17 protein-coding genes are annotated in these 16,631 nt (G+C 70.4%); 8 read left to right on the forward strand and 9 right to left on the reverse strand.

Features of this window, described 5'->3' with window-relative positions; all coding sequences use genetic code 11:
- Nucleotides 1–4 precede the first annotated feature (4 nt).
- From Q0V34_RS12650 to Q0V34_RS12660, 3 genes are all read right to left on the reverse strand, one after another.
- Entirely contained in the window at nt 5–646 is a 642-nt protein-coding gene (locus tag Q0V34_RS12650) for a phosphoribosylanthranilate isomerase (RefSeq protein ID WP_297512396.1), read from the reverse strand.
- Nucleotides 647–695: 49 nt separating this feature from the next.
- A complete protein-coding gene (locus tag Q0V34_RS12655) occupies nt 696–965 on the reverse strand; it encodes an usg protein (RefSeq protein WP_297512399.1) in 270 nt (89 codons plus the stop codon).
- A gap of 299 nt (nt 966–1,264) precedes the next feature.
- A complete protein-coding gene (locus Q0V34_RS12660) occupies nt 1,265–3,538 on the reverse strand; it encodes an NADP-dependent malic enzyme (protein ID WP_297512402.1) in 2,274 nt (757 codons plus the stop codon).
- A 251-nt stretch (nt 3,539–3,789) separates the two neighbouring features.
- Here Q0V34_RS12660 and dapB point away from each other — a divergent pair, with 251 nt between their 5' ends.
- The 4 genes from dapB to Q0V34_RS12680 are packed head-to-tail and all read left to right on the forward strand — an operon-like array spanning nt 3,790 to nt 8,419.
- Entirely contained in the window at nt 3,790–4,563 is a 774-nt protein-coding gene (dapB, locus tag Q0V34_RS12665) for a 4-hydroxy-tetrahydrodipicolinate reductase (RefSeq protein ID WP_297512405.1), read from the forward strand.
- A gap of 53 nt (nt 4,564–4,616) precedes the next feature.
- A complete protein-coding gene (locus Q0V34_RS12670) occupies nt 4,617–7,832 on the forward strand; it encodes a YdbH domain-containing protein (protein WP_297512408.1) in 3,216 nt (1,071 codons plus the stop codon).
- A gap of 35 nt (nt 7,833–7,867) precedes the next feature.
- Nucleotides 7,868–8,047 (forward strand): YnbE family lipoprotein, encoded by a 180-nt coding sequence (locus Q0V34_RS12675; RefSeq protein ID WP_297512411.1) that lies wholly within the window; start codon nt 7,868–7,870, stop codon nt 8,045–8,047.
- Nucleotides 8,048–8,062: 15 nt separating this feature from the next.
- Nucleotides 8,063–8,419, forward strand: a complete 357-nt coding sequence (locus tag Q0V34_RS12680; RefSeq protein ID WP_297512414.1) for a YdbL family protein — start codon at nt 8,063–8,065, stop codon at nt 8,417–8,419.
- Nucleotides 8,420–8,423: 4 nt separating this feature from the next.
- On the opposite strand, the gene Q0V34_RS12685 is transcribed toward Q0V34_RS12680, so the two are convergent.
- On the reverse strand, nt 8,424–10,004 hold the full coding sequence (locus tag Q0V34_RS12685; RefSeq protein ID WP_297512417.1) for an alpha-L-arabinofuranosidase C-terminal domain-containing protein: 1,581 nt from the start codon (nt 10,002–10,004) through the stop codon (nt 8,424–8,426).
- Nucleotides 10,005–10,117: 113 nt separating this feature from the next.
- On the opposite strand from Q0V34_RS12685, the gene Q0V34_RS12690 reads away from it, so the two are divergent.
- Nucleotides 10,118–10,993, forward strand: coding sequence for a DMT family transporter (locus tag Q0V34_RS12690; protein ID WP_297512420.1), 876 nt, complete (start codon nt 10,118–10,120; stop codon nt 10,991–10,993).
- Here the strand turns inward: Q0V34_RS12690 and cysQ are convergent.
- Nucleotides 10,990–11,769: a 3'(2'),5'-bisphosphate nucleotidase CysQ gene (gene cysQ / locus Q0V34_RS12695; RefSeq protein WP_297512422.1), complete on the reverse strand. Its 780-nt coding sequence runs from the start codon at nt 11,767–11,769 to the stop codon at nt 10,990–10,992. The two genes, Q0V34_RS12690 and cysQ, sit on opposite strands and share 4 nt — an antisense overlap.
- Nucleotides 11,766–11,957 carry a DUF3553 domain-containing protein gene (locus Q0V34_RS12700; protein ID WP_297512425.1) on the reverse strand — a complete coding sequence of 64 codons (192 nt, stop codon included), beginning with the start codon at nt 11,955–11,957 and terminating at the stop codon, nt 11,766–11,768. Before Q0V34_RS12700 ends, cysQ begins: the two co-directional genes overlap by 4 nt.
- Nucleotides 11,958–12,022: 65 nt before the next feature.
- On the opposite strand from Q0V34_RS12700, the gene chpT reads away from it, so the two are divergent.
- The 3 genes from chpT (at nt 12,023) to Q0V34_RS12715 (ending at nt 14,026) form a co-directional block, all read left to right on the forward strand.
- Nucleotides 12,023–12,709 carry a histidine phosphotransferase ChpT gene (gene chpT, locus Q0V34_RS12705; protein ID WP_297512427.1) on the forward strand — a complete coding sequence of 229 codons (687 nt, stop codon included), beginning with the start codon at nt 12,023–12,025 and terminating at the stop codon, nt 12,707–12,709.
- A 115-nt stretch (nt 12,710–12,824) separates the two neighbouring features.
- On the forward strand, nt 12,825–13,202 hold the full coding sequence (locus Q0V34_RS12710; protein ID WP_297512431.1) for a response regulator: 378 nt from the start codon (nt 12,825–12,827) through the stop codon (nt 13,200–13,202).
- A complete protein-coding gene (locus tag Q0V34_RS12715; RefSeq protein WP_297512434.1) occupies nt 13,199–14,026 on the forward strand; it encodes a protein-glutamate O-methyltransferase CheR in 828 nt (275 codons plus the stop codon). The genes Q0V34_RS12710 and Q0V34_RS12715 overlap by 4 nt, the downstream gene beginning before the upstream one ends.
- Before the next feature lie 77 nt (nt 14,027–14,103).
- Here the strand turns inward: Q0V34_RS12715 and Q0V34_RS12720 are convergent, their stop codons facing one another.
- The 3 genes from Q0V34_RS12720 to Q0V34_RS12730 form a co-directional block, all read right to left on the reverse strand.
- Nucleotides 14,104–14,238, reverse strand: coding sequence for an entericidin A/B family lipoprotein (locus Q0V34_RS12720; protein ID WP_297512436.1), 135 nt, complete (start codon nt 14,236–14,238; stop codon nt 14,104–14,106).
- Nucleotides 14,239–14,332: 94 nt separating this feature from the next.
- A complete protein-coding gene (locus Q0V34_RS12725) occupies nt 14,333–16,027 on the reverse strand; it encodes a histidine kinase dimerization/phosphoacceptor domain -containing protein (protein ID WP_297512439.1) in 1,695 nt (564 codons plus the stop codon).
- Nucleotides 16,024–16,629, reverse strand: coding sequence for a sigma-70 family RNA polymerase sigma factor (locus tag Q0V34_RS12730; protein WP_297512442.1), 606 nt, complete (start codon nt 16,627–16,629; stop codon nt 16,024–16,026). The genes Q0V34_RS12725 and Q0V34_RS12730 overlap by 4 nt, the downstream gene beginning before the upstream one ends.
- Nucleotides 16,630–16,631: the final 2 nt, after the last annotated feature.

Consider the following 16,631-nt stretch of genomic DNA (forward strand, 5'->3'; position numbering starts at 1 on the left):
AGCCTCAAGCGCGTTTGACGGCGTCCAGGAACGCCGTGATCAGAGCGGGGTCCTTTAGGCCGGGACCACGCTCCACGCCAGAGGAAACGTCCACGAGGGGCGCGCCGGACACGTTGATCGCCTCGACGACGTTCCAGGGATCGAGGCCCCCGGCCAGGAAATGCGGGCGGGCGAACCGCCGTCCCGACAGCAGCCCCCAGTCGAAGCGCGCGCCGGTGCCGCCAGGCAGGGCCGAACCCTCGACGGGCTTGGCGTCGAACATCAGGTGCTCGACGACGGGCTCGAAGGCGGCGGCCTGGTCGACATCGGCGGCGCTGGACACCGAAAAGGCCTTGATCACCCCCACCCCGGCGCGGGCGGCGATCTCGCGGACTCGCGAGGGCGTTTCGCGGCCGTGGACCTGGATCAGATCCGGCTTCATCGTGGCGACGAGGCGATCGATCAGGGCGTCGTCGGGATCGACCGTTACGGCGACGGTCTTCACGCCCCGGCCCCGCGCCGGCGCGACCAGGCGCGCGGCGGCCTCGGGCGTGACGTTGCGCGGGCTCTTCTCGAAGAAGACGAAGCCCAGAAAAGCCGCGCCGCCGTCGAGGGCGGCCGCGACCGCCTCGGGCGTCAACAGTCCGCAGATCTTGGCCTTGGTCATCGGCCGGGGAGTTACGGTCCCCAAGGCCCCGGCGCAACCCCAGCAATTCTCATTGCAGCGTGAAGACCCCGTTCACGACCCGCCATTCGCGCGGGTTAATCAGGCGGTTGTGGGCGACGCGCACCGAGTGCAGCACGCCATCCAGCTCCTTGGCCCAGAAATCGAGGAACCCCTTTAGGGTCGGGAATTTCGGGGCCAGATCATACTCCTGCCAGACATAGAGCTGCAGCAGGTGGGGATGGTCGGGCATGTGGTAGTGGATCTCGGCCGTGGTCAGGCCGTAGCCCATCATCTGCAGTTCGAACGCCTTACTCGCCATCGAATAACCTCCGACAAACGCGCCGATGACGGAACGTTTGACCGAGGCCGCGAGTCGCGCAAGCGCCGCGATGTCGCGGGCCAGGGACGCGCCAAGCTCTGCTGAAAAAGGCGGCCCTTCGCCCCGCTTCCGGGGAGACGTCGAAAGCGGGGCGCGCAAGGGCCGGCCGGCGCCGCAAGGGAAAGGCGCCGGCCGGAGGGCTTTACGCACCGGCTTACTCTTGCCGGCTCGCGTCAGATGGGTAGTCGCTGATCCGTCGCTAGACGATGTGACGCCCTGTCGCGGAGGTTGCGGCCAAGCTATTCCAGCGGCTGATCGTAGGCCGCCATCATCGCCATGTTCAGGATCTTGGACACCGAGGCCGACAGGGGCGCGATCTGGATCGACTTCGACAGGCCCAGCAGCACCGGACCGATGACCGTGGCCCCGCCCAGCGACTGCACCAGCTTGGTCGAGATCGAGGCGGCGTGAATGGCCGGCATGATCAGGATGTTGGCGCTGTCGGTCAGACGCATGAACGGATAGTTGGCGCGCTTCTCCGGATCGAGCGCCAGTTCCGGCGGCATTTCGCCCTCGTACTCGAAGTCGACGTCCATCTCGTCGAGCATGGCCACGGCCTCGCGCACCTTTTCCGAGCGCAGGCCCATCGGGTTGCCGAAGGTCGAATAGCTCATGAACGCCACGCGCGGCTTGAAGCCCAGGCGCTTGACGGCGCGGGCGGCCTCGCAGGCGATATCGACCAGCTCCTCGGCCTCGGGCAGTTCGGTGACATTGGTGTCGGCCACGAAGATCGTCCGGCCCTTGGCCAGCACGACCGACATGCCCATGATCCGCCCGCCGGGCGCGGGATCGACGACGCGGAGAACCTCCTCCAGCGCCTGGTCGAAGCTGCGGGTGACGCCGGTGATCATGCCGTCGGCCTCGCCCAGGGTGACCATCGAGGCGGCGAAGCTGTTGCGGTCCTGGTTGATCAGTCGCTGGACGTCGCGCTTCAGATAGCCCTGGCGCTGCAGGCGGGCGTAGAGCGCGTCGACATAGTCCGGATTGCGGTCGGACAGGCGGGCGTTGATGATTTCCAGGCCGGCGGTCTCGGGATCGAGACCCACGAGCTTCATGTTCTCGTGCACCAGGTTCTCGCGGCCGCACAGGATGGCCTTGCCGTAGCCGCCGGTCTGATAGGCGTAGGCCGCGCGGATGACGCTGGGATCCTCGCCCTCGGCGAAGACGATGCGCTTGGGATTGGCCAGCACCGAGCCCTGGATCTTCTGCAGGAAGCCCGCGGTCGGATCGAGGCGCTGGGCGAGGCTCGCCCGATAGGCGTCCATGTCGGCGATCGGCCGGCGCGCCACGCCAGTGTCCATCGCCGCCTGGGCCACGAACGGCGGCACGTACCAGATCAGGCGCGGGTCGAAGGCCGACGGGATGATGTAGTCGGGGCCGAACTTCAGCTGCCGGCCGTGATAGGCGGCGGCGACCTCGTCCGGCACGTCCTCGCGAGCCAGCATGGCCAGGGCCTGGGCGCAGGCCAGCTTCATCTCGTGATTAACGCGCCGGGCGCGCACGTCCAGGGCGCCGCGGAAGATGTAGGGGAAGCCCAGGACGTTGTTGACCTGGTTGGGATAGTCGCTGCGGCCGGTGCCCATGATCGCGTCGCCGCGAACCCGTTTGACCTCTTCCGGCGTGATCTCGGGATCCGGATTGGCCATGGCGAAGATCACCGGGTTCGGCGCCATCGAGGCGATCATCTCGGGGGTGAAGGCGCCCTTGGCCGACAGACCGAGCAGGACGTCGGCGCCGGCGACGGCCTCGGCCAGCGTCCTCTTGTCGGTCTCGACCGCGTGGGCGCTCTTCCACTGGTTCATCCCCTCGGTGCGGCCACGATAGAGCACGCCCTTGGAGTCGACGGCGATGCAGTTCTCAGCCCGCACGCCCATGGCCTTGATCAGCTCCAGCGAGGCGATGCCGGCCGCGCCGGGGCCGTTCAGCACGACCTTCACGTCCTCGATCTTCTTGCCGGTGATGTGGCAGGCGTTGATCAGGCCGGCGGCGCAGATGATGGCGGTGCCGTGCTGGTCGTCGTGGAACACCGGGATGTCGAGCAGCTCCTGCAGCTCGGTCTCGATGCGGAAGCACTCCGGGCTCTTGATGTCCTCAAGATTGATGCCGCCGAACGTGACGCCGATGTTCTTGACCACCGTGATGATCTCGTCGGGGTCCTTGGAGGTCACCTCGATGTCGATCGAGTCGACGTCGCCGAAGCGCTTGAAGAGAACGCTCTTGCCTTCCATGACCGGCTTGGAGGCCAGGGCCCCGAGATCGCCGAGGCCGAGGATCGCGGTGCCGTTGGAAATGACGGCGACCATGTTGCCCTTGGACGTATACTCGTAGGCCGCGTCCGGATCGGCGGCGATGGCGTGGACCGGCACGGCGACGCCGGGCGAATAGGCCAGGGACAGATCCCGCTGGGTCGCCATCGGCTTGGTCGGGGTCACCGCCAGCTTTCCCGGCTGGGGGTAACGGTGGAAGGCCAAGGCCTCCTCGTCCGTGAAGGTCTTGCGTTCCGCGTCGCTCATCCGGCGTTTCCCATTCCTGCTGCGCAAGTCGATGAAGGGGCGCGCCGATCGATGCGAACGCGCCCTTATGTCCGGACACCGTAGCGACGGGAACGGACGGTCACAACCACGCGCGGGCGGGAAAAGGCCCGCAAACGCTTGTTGGAATTGGCGTTGCGTCATGCTCGCCGGCCGACCGCCGACGCCGCCGAGGTTGACCGCGCGGGGCGGATTGGGCGAATTGCGCGGGTAGGTTTCCCGTGGAGCGCGCCTTGTCCCAGCCCGTGAAGATCGCGATCGCCGGCGCGGCCGGCCGCATGGGCCGGGCGGTGGCCGAGGCGCTGGAGGGCCGGTCCGACGCCGTCATCGCCGCCCGCTTCGACCGCCCCGGCGCCGAAGGCGAGGGCCTGGTCTCGCGGGAGGAGGCGCTTTCGCTGGCCGATGTCGTGATCGACTTCACCCTGCCGGAAGCCTCGGTCGACCTGGCCAAGACGGCGGCTTCGACCGGAGGTCCGGCCCTGGTCATCGGCTCGACCGGCTTTTCCGCCGAGCAGCTGGCGCGGATCGACGAAGCCGCCAAGACCATCGCCATCGTCCGCTCGGGCAACTATTCGCTGGGCGTCAACATGCTGATGGGCCTGGTGCGCCAGGCCGCCGCCGCCCTGCCGGCCTCGGACTGGGACATCGAGGTCTTCGAGGCCCACCACAAGCGCAAGATCGACGCGCCCTCGGGCACCGCCCTGATGCTGGGCGAGGCCGCGGCGCGGGGGCGCGGCGTCGATCTCGCGGCGGTCGCCGACCGGGGTCGCGACGGCGTGACGGGGCCTCGCCAGGACGGCGCGATCGGCTTCTCGGTCGTGCGCGGCGGCGGGATCATCGGCGAGCACAGCGTGATCTTCGCCGGCGAGTCCGAGAGCCTGACCCTGTCGCATTCGGCCATCGACCGGGGCCTGTTCGCGCGCGGGGCCATCGCCGCCGCCGTCTGGGTGAAGGGCAAGCCGCCCGGTCTTTACGACATGCAGGACGTGCTGGGATTTTCGAAGTAGGAAACCAAAGCTTGGCCGGGGGGCTTCTTTAAGGATCTAGACCACGGGACCCGATGGCCGAGCCTGCCCCCGCCCCCTCCTCGACACGCCGCGCCCGCCTGGTCGACCTCGGCCTCGAGGCGGTATCGCTGTCGATGCTGGCCTTCATCGCCACGGGTCTCGTCACGTGGTCCGGCCGGCGAGAGATCGGCCGCGACCTGGCCGAAGCCTGGCTGCGCGACCATGGCGTCGAGGCGGTCGTGGCGCTGGACGAGGTCGACGCCACCGGGTTTACGGGCAAGGTGCGCCTGGGTCCGCGCAACGCGCCGGTCTTCGCCGCCGACCGCTTGGAGGTCGCCTACGACCTCTCGACGCCCTGGGCCGGCGGCGCCTTCGGCTTTCGGACCCGCGCCGTGCGCCTCGTGCGGCCGCGCGTTCTGGCCAGCCTGGACGCCGAGGGCCGCCCGCGTTTCGGGGCCCTGCAGCCGCTGATCGACCAGGCGCTGAAGGCGCCGCGTCGGCCCAACGTCCCAGGACCCGCGATCCTGATCGAAGACGGGCGCCTTGATCTGACGACGCCCGGCGGTCTGGCCCGGATCACCGGCGACGCCAGCCTCGACGACGGCCAGTTGCTGCGCTTCGATGGGCGGCTGGCGCCGCTGCGCTACGCGGCCTCCGACCTCGTCCTGGACGGTCGAGGCGCCAGCGCCTCGGCGCGCAAGCGCGGGGACCGGCTGACGGTCGAGGCGATGCTGAGCATCGACAGCCTGGAGTCGCGCGCCGCGGACCTCACGGACGCCACGGCCAAGCTGTCGGCCGACCTGCCCTATCCCGATCTGGCGACCCGACGCGCCAGCGGCCCGCTGGAGGCGCGGCTCAGCGTCCGCGCCGCCGACGGTCGCCTGAGCGACAACGGCGCCGAGGATCTGGCCGGCGATCTCGTCCTGACAGGCCGTGTCGACGGCGGCCCGGCGGCCTTCGCGTTCCTGGGCCGCGCGCGCGGCGCGTTGCGAAGCGGTCGGCTGTCGGCGCCGACCTTGGACGCGCGCGACGCGGGCCTGACCTTCGACGCGTCACGGATCGTCGTCGGCCGCCGGGAGGGTAGGACCACCGGCCGCGGCGCGGTGTCCGCCGAACTGCGCGCCGGCCAGGCCCTGGCGGCCGGGACCGCGACGCGCGACCTGACGGCCAGGGCCGCCTCGTCGAACCTGGCCTTGGTGCTGGCCCCCGACGGCGCGGCGCTGAACGGTCCCTTGGAGCTGAAGGCCGAGGCCGGACGCGCGGCGCGCGGCGCGCTGGCCTTGTCGGCGGCGAGGCTGAACGCGCGAGGCCGGATAGACCAGCGCCGGGGCGACCTGACCTTGGCGCTGGCCGGCGATCTCACGGGTCGCAGCGGCGTCTCGCGCCCGGACGCCGAGCGGCTGGCCGCCCGGATTCCGAATCCCGGCTACGCCAAGCCGCTGAGCGAGGCGCTTCGGACGTTCACGCTTTCGGCGCCGGCGATGGATTTGTCGGTCAAGAGCGGTCGAACCCGGCTCATGCTCGGCCGCGACGCTCGCGTCGTCGCCCCCAACGGCGCGTCGTTGACCGTCGCCGCGCCGGGGGGGCCGCTGCTGGACGCCGGACCGGAAGGCGCGCGCGGCGTGCTTCGAGCGGATCTGTCGGGCGGCGGCCTACCGAAGATCACGGCCACGGCGCCAGGATGGCGCGCGGCCGGCGGCGTCGTGACCTCGCCGCTCGCCTTGCGGATCGAAGGGTTCGACCTCCCGCCGATCCGGGGCGTGAGCGGCGCGATAGACGGGCGGGCGCGATTCGCCGACGGACGGTTTGTCCTGACCACCGCGCGTTGCGTCCCGGTCACGGCCAAGACCTATGCGCTGGGCGAGAACCCGGTGACCGATCTCGCCGCCAGCCTTTGCCCGGCCAAGGCGCCGCTGGTCACGGCCAGCGCCGCCGGCTGGAGCGCCGCCCTGCGGTTCGAGGACGGGCAAGGGACCATGAGCGCGGCTCAGGCCAAGCTCCAGGGCGGCAAGGGCGAAGCGAGTCTGGGCGGATCCCATGGTTTCGAGCGCGCCATCGTGCGCATGGACAGCGGGGCGGTCGCCGACGCCGCGCCCCAGCGGCGGTTCAACCCCATCCTGGCCAAGGGCGCCCTCGCGCTCGCCGACGGCCTGTGGAGCGGGACCTTCCAGGCCGCCACGCCGGTCGGCGCGCCGCTGGGCGAAATCCGCCTGCGCCACGTCGTCGCCACCGGCCAGGGCCAAGCCGACATCGATGCCTCCAAACTGACCTTCGCTCCGGGCGGACTGCAGCCGGCGGACCTGACGCCGATGGCGGCCTTCGCCCGCGACGCCAAGGGGCCGGCCAGCTTCGCCGGCGTCTTCGCCTGGGACAAGCAAGGCGTGACCAGTCGCGGCCGGCTGGTGGCCGACCGCATCGACTTCACCAGTCCGATCGGCTTCGTGGCCACGCTGGACGGCGCGATCGACTTCGACGGTCTGGCGCCGCTCAGCACACGGCCCGGCCAGAGCCTGCGCGTCGTGAAGATCGACTCGCTGGTGCCGCTGACCGGAGTCGAGTCGGTGTTCCAACTCGGGGCCGATGTCCTGCACGTGTCGAAGGCCACCTTCGAGGCCGCCAAGGGTCGGGTGTCGATCGAGCCGATCGACGTGCCGCTGGGCGTCGACAAGACGATCAGCGGCGCGATCGTCATCCAGCACCTGGATCTGGGCGAGCTGATCGCCGCCTCCTCGGTGGCTGATAAGGTCAAGCTGGACGCCATCGTCGATGGTCGCCTGCCGTTCACCTTCGGACCGGAGGGCCTGCGCTTCCACGAGGGCCGGATCAGCGCCGTCCAGGCCGGTCGGGTCGAGATCGCCCGCACGGCCCTGACGGGCGTCGCCGCCAGTCCCGCCGACAGCCCGGGCGCGCCGCCCAAGCCGCCGGCCCAGGTCAACGCCATTCAGGACTTCGCCTACCAGGCGATGGAGAACCTGGCGTTCGATCAGCTGGAGGCCGGGGTCAACAGCACCGACCAGGGGCGCCTGTCGATCCTGTTCCACATCAAGGGTCGGCACGATCCCAAGGTGGCCGAGAAGGCTCGCGTCGGCATCCTCGACCTGCTGCGCGGCCGCGCCTTCAACAAGCGCATCGCCCTGCCGGCCAAGACGCCCGTGGACCTGACCCTGGACGCGTCGCTGAACTTCGACGAGCTTCTGGCGGCCTGGCGGCGGACCTTCGCCGTCGATCAGGCGGCGGCCAAGACCCGTTCAGGTCCGGTTCAACCGTGACCCGACATCCTGAGCAAGAACTGGAGACTTCACGCATGACAAAGCGCGCCCTCTTGATGGCCCTGCTGGCGACCGGAGCGCTGGCCGCCTGCACGCCCACCGTTCGCGTGAAGGTCGACCCGATCAACATCTACGCCAAGCTGGACGCCGACGTGCGGGTGCGGCTGGACAAGGAAGTCCAGTCGCTGATCCAGCAGAACCCCAACCTGTTCTAAGCGAGGAGGACCGACATGATCCGCAAGACGATGACGGTTCTGGCCCTGGGCCTGACCTTGACCGCCGCCGGCGCCAGCCTGGCCCTGGCCCAGTCCCCCGCCGCCAAGGCGGCCGTCGACGCCGGCAAGGCCGCCGGGACCGTGGGCGAGCAGGCCGACGGCTATCTGGGCATCGTGTCCGGCGGCGACGCGGCGCTGCGCGCGGCCGTGGCCGAGATCAACACCGGCCGGGCCGCCGCCTACAAGGACATCGCCGCCAAGACCGGCGTGACCGCCGAGGCCGCCGGCCAGGCCACCGCCAAGCAGCTCTACGCCCGCCTGGCGCCCGGCCAGTATTGGAGGCCGCTGGACGGCGGCTGGGTGAAGAAATAGCCGGTCAGGGCTCCAGCCCGACCACGGCCACCGAGGCGGGCGGCAGCGTTAGCTGAACGCGTCCGCTCTGGACCGCGACCTTGATCGGCCGCGGGACGACGACGTCGGGCTTGTCGAAGGTGTTGACCGCGTCCACCCGAGGCGCGGTCAGCACCTCGCCCCGCGCGGCGCGGGCCGAGAAGCCCGTCAGCGCCGCATCGATCGGGACCGACGTGTTCGGGTCGAGATTGACCAGCGCCAGCCACAGCTTCCCCGACGTGTCCCGCGCCGCCATGGCGTCGACCCCCGGCAGCGATTTCGCCCCGTGAGCATAGCGGGGCGCGTCGAGGGTCATCGGCATGGCGGTCGCGCCCTGGAACGGCGTGTAGAGGCGGTACACCTGGTAGGTCGGCGTCAGGACCATGCGGGGGCCATCGGTCAGCACCATCGCCTGCAGGACGTTGGTCATCTGGGCGATATTGGCCATCCGCACCCGGTCGGCGTGGCGCATGAAGATGTTGAGATTCAGCGCCGCCAGGATGCCGTCGCGCAGCGAGTTCTGCTGCTGCAGAAAGCCCTTCGGGCTGCCGGGCGTCGCGGCCAGCCACGCGCCCCACTCGTCGACGACCAGGGCCAGCTTCTTGTCGGGATCGTAGCGGTCCATGATCGCCGTCTCCCGCGCGATCTTGGGCTCCATGGTCAGCGCTTCGTCGAGCAGGGCGACATAGTCGTCCTCGCCGAAGCCGGTCGCCGGCAGGTGCGGCGGCCAGCCGCCCACGGCGTAGAAGTGCATCGAGATCCCTTCGAGATCCCAGCTATAGACCTTGCTCTTCCAGGCCTTGAGCACGGCTTCGGTATAGTCGCTGTCGCCGCCGTCCCAGCCGACGGCGATCCGCCGCGTGGCCGTCTCGCCGGACTGGGCCGGGTCGAGATTGCGGGCGTAGTGGCTGAAGCGCTTCATCTCCTCGACATAGTGGTCGGTCGACATCGCCCCGCCGCAGCCCCAGTTCTCGTTGCCGAGACCCAGATACTTGACCCGGTAGGGCGCGGGATGGCCGTTGCGGGCGCGCTCCTGGGCCAGGGTCGTCGGCTTGTCGGCGGTCATGTACTCCATCCAGTCGGCCGCCTCCTCGGCGGTCCCGGACCCAACATTGACCGAAACATAACCCTCGGCCCCGATCTGGCTCAGAAAGTCCATGTACTCGTCCGTGCCGAAGCTGTTGGGCTCCAGCACCCCGCCCCAGCCGGCGTTCAGCGTGACGGGCCGCCGGTCGGCGGGACCCACGCCCTTGCGCCAGTGATAGTCGTCGGCGAAGCAGCCGCCCGGCCATCGCACGACCGGCGTCTTGATCGCGCGCAGCGCCGCGACGACGTCGCTGCGAATCCCCCGGACATTGGGAATGGGCGAGTCGCGTCCGACCCAGACGCCGCCATAGATGCCGGTCCCCAGATGCTCGGCGAACTGGCCGAAGATCTCCGGCGCGATCCGGGGGCCGGGCGCGCCGGCCTGCACCACCAGCCTCGCGGCCGGCGTCTGGCCATGGGCGGCAAAGGCCAGTCCAACCATCGCCGCCGCCAGGGCCAAGGCCCGCGCGCACCGTCCCATCCTACGTCCTCCCAAACGTTCCTTGTCGCGATGGTAGCGCTATCAGGCCGCCCAGGTCCACCGTGACGCGGCGCGGGGGTGACGTTCGGGCGCGACGCCCGTACAAGCCGGGCATGTCCGCCACGCGTCCGCGTCTCCTGCCCTATGCGGCCCTGCTGGGCGCCATCGTCACGCTGTGCGTCGGCGCCTCGTTCGCCAAGAGCCTGTTCCCGGCCGTCGGCGCCCAGGGGACCAGCGCCTATCGTGTCGGCTTCTCGGCCCTGATCCTGCTGACGGTTTGGCGGCCCTGGCGCTGGCCGCTGTCACGCGCGGACCTCGCCAAGGTCGCGGCCTATGGCGCGGTGATGGGGCTGATGAACCTGTGCTTCTACATGGCCATCCGCACCGTACCGCTGGGCTTGGCGATCGCCATCGAGTTCACCGGCCCGCTGGCCGTGGCGGTGTCGAGTTCCCGCAAGCTGATCCACTTCGTCTGGATCGGCCTGGCGGCTTTGGGACTGGCCCTGTTGCTGCCGATCAATCCCGGCATGGCGCGGCTCGACCCCGTCGGCGTGGCCTTCGCGGGCGCCGCCGCGGTGCTGTGGGCGCTCTACATCCTGCTGGGCAAGCGCACCGGCCATCTGCACGCGGGCCGGACCGTGGCCCTGGGCATGGCGACCGCCGCCCTGATCGTCGCGCCGATCGGCGTCCTGTCGGCTGGCGCGACGCTGTTCCAGCCCCGGCTGCTGGCCCTTGGGGCGGCGGTGGCGGTGCTGTCCAGCGCCATTCCCTATTCGCTGGAGATGATCGCGCTGCGCGGCATCCCCAAGCGCAGCTTCGGCGTCATGCTGAGCCTGGAGCCGGCGGTCGGAGCCCTGGCCGGCCTGGTGATGCTGCACGAGCGCCTGGTCCCGACCCAGATCCTGGCCATCGCGGCGATCGTCTCGGCCTCGGTCGGCACGATCCTGACCACGCCGCCTGGGGCGGCGGCCGAGGAGGCCGCGCCCTAACCGCCGCGCGCCACGAACCAGCCGTTGCGGAAGGCCTGATCGGCCTTGCCATAGAGGAACGGCGCGCCATCGGGCTGGGTGAAGGTCCCGCCCGCGGCGACCAGCACCGCGTGGCCGGCCGCCGTGTCCCATTCCGACGTCGGGCCATGGCGCGGATAGATGTCGGCCGCGCCCTCGGCGATGCGACACATCTTGATCGAGCTGTCCATCGGGGCGCGCAGGTCGAAGCCGTATTCGGCGGCGAGCTCGGCGGCCTTCTCCTCGCGCATGGTGTGGCTGACCAGACCCAGCACACGGCCGGGGACGCGGGCGCGGACGCCGATCGGGCTTTCCGGCCCGCCCGCCGCCGCGCGCTTCGCCGCGCCGGACGCCGTGGTGAACCAAGTCTCGCCGGTGGCGGGGGCGCAGACGGCGCCGGCGACCGGAACTCCATCCTCGATCAGGCCGATATTGACCGTGAAGTTGGGATCGCCGCGCACGAAGGCCTTGGTGCCGTCGACCGGGTCGACCAGAAAGAACCTCGGCCCGATGGCCTCGGGCGTGCCGAATTCGCTGGCGTATTCCTCGGAGATCACCGGCACCTCGGGCCAGCGCTCGGCAAGGCGGCGCAGGATCAGCCGCTCGCCCGCGCGATCGGCCTCGGTGACCGGGCTCTCGTCGGCCTTCTGGGCCACGGCCAACTCGGTCTTCCAGAAGGGCAGGATGACGGCGGCGGCGTCCTCGGCGATATCGGCCAGGGCGCGGCCCCAGTCAGCGAGAGTCTCGGTCACCTTCACCCCTGTCCTCTGGGATCGTCGCCGACGAAGACCAGGCGCACGCGGGTGGCGTCGAGGGTCTGTTTGCCGGCGTCTTCGAAATTGACGGTCACGCGGTGTCCGATCACGGACTGAACCTGTCCCAGCCCCCAGTCGGGCTGATCGGGATGGCGCACCAGGACGCCGGGCTCTAGAAACGGATCGATCACGGAGGCCTTCAATAGAGGGCGCGCCCCGTTTGCCAAAGCCTCAAATCACGGCAGAGTTCGCCGCCATGACCGACACCGCCTCCGCGAACGCCCCCGCGCCCTCGACGCCGTCCCCCGAGACGGACGTCAACGGACCCGACTTCGCCGCCATGCTGGCCGCGCGCCTGTGCCACGACTTCATCAGCCCGGCCAGCGCCATCGTCTCGGGCCTTGATCTGCTCGAGGATCCGGCGGCCCAGGATATGCGCGACGACGCCATGAACCTGATCGCGTCCTCGGCCCGCAAGCTGGCCGATCTGCTGCAGTTCACGCGGGTCGCGTTCGGCGCCTCGGCCTCGGCCGAGAACTTCGACTCCCGCGAGCTGGAGAAGCTGGCCCAGGGCGTGTTCGCCCACGTCCGGCCGACCCTGGACTGGCAGATCGAGCCGCAGTCGATGAACAAGCCGGCCTCGCGCGCCATTCTCAACATCGCCCAGATCGCCGCCAGCGCCCTGCCGGCCGGCGGCGTGGCCACGGTCAAGGGCGTCGCCGCCGACGGCCGGTTCTCGATCATCGCCGACGCGGCGGGTCCCCGCGCCCGCCTGCGCCCCGAGGTGCTGGCGGGGCTGAAGGGCGAGCCGCTGGCCGAGGGGCTGGGCGGTCCCTGGGTCCAGGCGGCCTATCTGAACGCCCTGGTCCGCGCGGCCGGCGGCCAGATCGCCGCCGAGGTCGGCGAGGATCGCGCCAGCATCGCGGCCTGGGTCCCGGCCTGACCGCCGAGGCGTTACGAGCGACTTTCCCGTTCGGCGCAAAAAGTGCGCGTCGAGGCTCCGATCCCGGTTCGGCAAACCGCTCCTTAACCAGAAGGCGTCAGGGTGGCGGCCTGGAGTGGAGCGCGCCGTGAAGACCTGTCTGGTGGTCGACGACAGCCGGGTGATCCGCAAGGTCGCCCGCCGGGTCCTCGAGGACATCGGTTTCGAGATCGCCGAGGCCGCCGATGGCATGGAGGCCCTGGCGTGGTGCCGCGCGGCCATGCCCGACGCGGTGCTGCTGGATTGGAACATGCCGGTGATGAACGGCATCGACTTTCTTCGCCAACTGCGGGGCGAGCCCGGCGGCGAGACGCCGAAGGTGATCTTCTGCACGGTCGAGAACAGCGCCGACCATATCCGCGCGGCGCTGGACGCCGGCGCCGACGAATACATCATGAAGCCCTTCGACGGCGACATCATCGAGGCGAAGTTCGCCGAGGCGGGCCTGCTGTGACCCCCGAGGACATGGATCTGCTGGCCGCCCTGGGCCGCGCCCGGGCCGGCGTGCGGGTCGAGACCGAAAAGCCCTATCTGGTCGAGAGCCGCCTCGCCCCGCTGGCGCGCCGCGAGGGCTACGAATCGATCGACGCGCTGATCGCCGCCCTGCGCGCGCAACGCGAGGAGCGCCTGATCTGGGCCGTGGTCGAGGCGCTGTGCCGCAGCGAAACCACCTTCTTCCGGGGCCGCGAAACCTTCGCCGCCCTGCGCGACGAGGTGCTGCCGGCGCTGTCGCACCGCCGCCGCGAAGCGCCCGTCAGGCTCTGGAGCGCGGCCTGCGCCACGGGCCAGGAAGTCTACTCGCTGGCTATCGCCGCCAACGAGGCGTCGGAGGTGGCGGCCGGGACGCGGTTCGAATTCTTCGGCTCGGATCTCTCCGAGCGCTGCCTGGAGAAGGCCCAGGCCGGCATCTACACGCAGTTCGAGGTCCAGCGCGGCCTGCCGATCCGCCTGCTGGTCAAATATTTCGAGAATCAGGACGACACCTGGGCGATCTCGCCGCGGATCCGCCAGCTCGTGCGCTGGAAGCGGATCAATCTGCTGGCCGATCTTTCGCCCATGGGCCGCTTCGACGTGATCTTGCTCCGCGGCGTGCTCAGGACCATGGACGCCGCGCTGCGCGGCAAGGTCCTACAAAGCCTGGTCGAGCGCCTGCCCAGCGACGGCGTGCTGGTCCTGGACCCCGAGGACGACGTCTCCGGCTTCGCCGATGTCCTGGCGCCGGGGCCTGGCGGCGGCGTCTATCTGCGCGACCCGACGACCCTCTCGGCCGCGGCTTAGAGGCTGACCGATCCGGAAAGCGAAAAGGCCCGCCGGCTGCGCCGACGGGCCTTACGATATCCGAACGGGACCTGGCCTTACTTGGCGTCCTTGGCCGTGTCGCTGACGGCCTTGCCGGCCGATTCGACGTCCTTGCCGGCGCCTTCGACGGTGTTGCAGGCCGCGACCGACAGGGACGCGAGGGCGGCGGCGATCATCACGAGCTTACGCATAGTCTTCTCCGCTGTTCGCCCCGGAAAAGGGGAGGAGGGGCGTTTGATCCATTGCCCGGAGAGAACGCCAGCGGCTCAGCTCGGTTCCGGGGATTCAGCCGGCCGGCTTCAGGGCCTGGGGCGTCGGGAAGGTCAGGCGCACGCGAAGCCCGCGGGGGGCGTTGGTCTCGAACGCCACCTTGCCGCGCAGCTGGCGGGCGAAAGCGGTCATCAGCGTGCGACCGACGCCGCCGCCCAGACTGTCGGCGGCGCCGGGGCCATCGTCGCTGATCGACAGTTCGGCCTCTTCGCCGCGCACGTGGAAGCCCACGCTGAGCACCCCGCCCTGCGGGCCGAAGGCATGCTTCTGAGCATTGGTGATCGCCTCCACGGCGAACAGGGCGATCGGCGCCAGCCGGTCGGGATCGATGACCAGCGGATCGGCGTGCACCTCGGTGCGGACCAGGGGCGAGGTGGTCATGTCGTTGGCCAGCAGCTGGGCGGTCAGTTCCTCCAGGAACGGCCGCAGATCCACCCGCTTGAGGTCCGGGCCCTGATAGAGCGCGCGATAGATCTGGGCGAGCGCCGTGATCCGCTGGCGCGTGTCGTTCATCGCCGCCTTGGCGGCCGGATCGCTGAGCGCCCGTTGCTGCATGTTCAGCAGCGAGGTGATGATCTGCAGGTTGTTCTTCACCCGGTGGTGGATCTCGCGCATCAGCGCGTCCTTCTCGGCCAGGCTGTCGCGCAGCGAGGCGTCGCGGGCGACGATGCCCCCGGCCATGGCGTCGAGGGTGGCGGCCAGTTCACGGATCTCGGGCGGGGCGCGCTCGGCCTGCAGCGGCCGCACGGTGAAGCGCCCGCGCGCGTAGATCGCCGCGACCCGCTGCAGATAGATGATCCAGCGGATGACCCCGCGTTCGGCGGCGTAGAGCACCGAGGCCAGGGCCAGCATGAACGCCAACAGCGGCAGCAGCAGGCGCGAGATCGGATTGATCAAGGCCCAGGACAGCAGCCCCGGCGCGGGGGCCGACAGGATGACGAAGACATCGTCGCCCACCAGGCGGGCGGCCGAGTAGCCGCGGCCGCGATGGTCGCCGTCGTCGCCGCTCCAGGTCGTCGAGCCGCGCTGCCTGATCGTGGCCAGCCACCCTTCCGGCGGCGGCGCGAAGGCGTGCGGATTGGTGCTGGCGAAGATCATCCCGCGCGAGTCGGCGAGCGCCACCTCGGCGCCCTGCGGCAGGAAGCGGTTGGCGGTCTCGAGCTTCAGGTCGGACAAGGTCAAGACGGCGGCCATCGCCCCTTCGAAGTTTCCCGGCGGCCCGGCCCGCACGGCCGCGAGCACCGAGGGACCCTCGGCATAGACCGCGCCCGGCGCGCTGGCCACGACGATGGCTTCGCCGGCGCGCAGCGCCTGGAACCAGGGTCGCGCGCCGCGTTGCGCGTCGAGCGGGGTGGTCGCCGCGGCGCAGGCGACGCGCCCGCGGGCGTCGAAGCGAATGAGATTGGCGTAGCCGGGCAGGCGCGCGCGAACGTCGGCCAGACGCTGGGCGCATTCCAGTCCCACCGAGCCGGGTCCCAAGGTCTGCAGAAGCACCCCGGCCGACTCGATGCGGGCGCGGGCGATGGCGGCGCTGCGCCCCGCCGCCAGTTCGAGGCTCTGACGCTGTGAATCGGCCTCGGCGCGGAAGGCGAAGATCGACTGCAGCACGCCGAGCAGCAGCACGGGCGCCAGCGCCAGGCTCAACGCGAGCGCCAGGCGGACCCGGATCGAGGTTACGGCCTGCGCGGCGCGGCCGGTCAGGGCGTTCACCGAAGGGAGCTCAATCGCTCCGCGTCGGCCAGGATCGCGTGCATGGCGTCGCCCGCCGCGCCGCCGTCGCGGTCATAGGCGCCCGCCTCCAGGATCGCCTGCAAGGCCCGTCGCGCGCGGCTGACCCGGCTCTTCACCGTACCCACCGCGCAGCCGCAGATGTCGGCGGCCTCCTCGTAGGCGAAGCCGCCCGCGCCGACCAGGATCAGCGCTTCGCGCTGCTCGGCCGGCAGCATGGCCAGGCCCAGGCGCAGTTCGTCCAGCGCGACCGGGGCCTCGGGATCGTCCACCGCCACCAGGGTCCGCTCGGCGGCTTCCTGATCGAGCTGGCTCTGGCGCCAGCTGCGGCGCTTTTCGGAATAGAACTGGTTCCGCAGGATCATGAAGGTCCAGGCCTTCATGTTGGTGCCCAACTGAAAGCTGGCCCGGGCGTCCCAGGCCTTCATCATCGCGTCCTGGGCCAGATCGTCCGCCGCCGTCGGGTCGCCGGTCAGGGTCCGGGCAAAGGCGCGCAGATGGGGGATCAAGGTGACCAGCTCGCGCTTGAAGGCGGAATCGCGCACGGGATCGGGCGGCGAGCGCCCGGCTTTCTCCTGGGTCATGC

It is taken from the genome of uncultured Caulobacter sp. (genome assembly GCF_947036865.1).
Lineage (GTDB): Bacteria > Pseudomonadota > Alphaproteobacteria > Caulobacterales > Caulobacteraceae > Caulobacter.

Bases quoted from the DNA above. Each gene is read 5' to 3' on its own strand.
- Q0V34_RS12655 (WP_297512399.1), bottom strand. From the start codon at position 965: ATGGCGAGTAAGGCGTTCGAACTGCAGATGATGGGCTACGGCCTGACC.
- Q0V34_RS12650 (WP_297512396.1), bottom strand. From the start codon at position 646: ATGACCAAGGCCAAGATCTGCGGACTGTTGACGCCCGAGGCGGTCGCG.
- Q0V34_RS12690 (WP_297512420.1), top strand. From the start codon at position 10,118: ATGTCCGCCACGCGTCCGCGTCTCCTGCCCTATGCGGCCCTGCTGGGC.
- Q0V34_RS12730 (WP_297512442.1), bottom strand. From the start codon at position 16,629: ATGACCCAGGAGAAAGCCGGGCGCTCGCCGCCCGATCCCGTGCGCGAT.
- Q0V34_RS12675 (WP_297512411.1), top strand. From the start codon at position 7,868: ATGACAAAGCGCGCCCTCTTGATGGCCCTGCTGGCGACCGGAGCGCTG.
- chpT (WP_297512427.1), top strand. From the start codon at position 12,023: ATGACCGACACCGCCTCCGCGAACGCCCCCGCGCCCTCGACGCCGTCC.
- Q0V34_RS12670 (WP_297512408.1), top strand. From the start codon at position 4,617: ATGGCCGAGCCTGCCCCCGCCCCCTCCTCGACACGCCGCGCCCGCCTG.
- Q0V34_RS12720 (WP_297512436.1), bottom strand. From the start codon at position 14,238: ATGCGTAAGCTCGTGATGATCGCCGCCGCCCTCGCGTCCCTGTCGGTC.
- Q0V34_RS12660 (WP_297512402.1), bottom strand. From the start codon at position 3,538: ATGAGCGACGCGGAACGCAAGACCTTCACGGACGAGGAGGCCTTGGCC.
- Q0V34_RS12685 (WP_297512417.1), bottom strand. From the start codon at position 10,004: ATGGGACGGTGCGCGCGGGCCTTGGCCCTGGCGGCGGCGATGGTTGGA.
- Q0V34_RS12680 (WP_297512414.1), top strand. From the start codon at position 8,063: ATGATCCGCAAGACGATGACGGTTCTGGCCCTGGGCCTGACCTTGACC.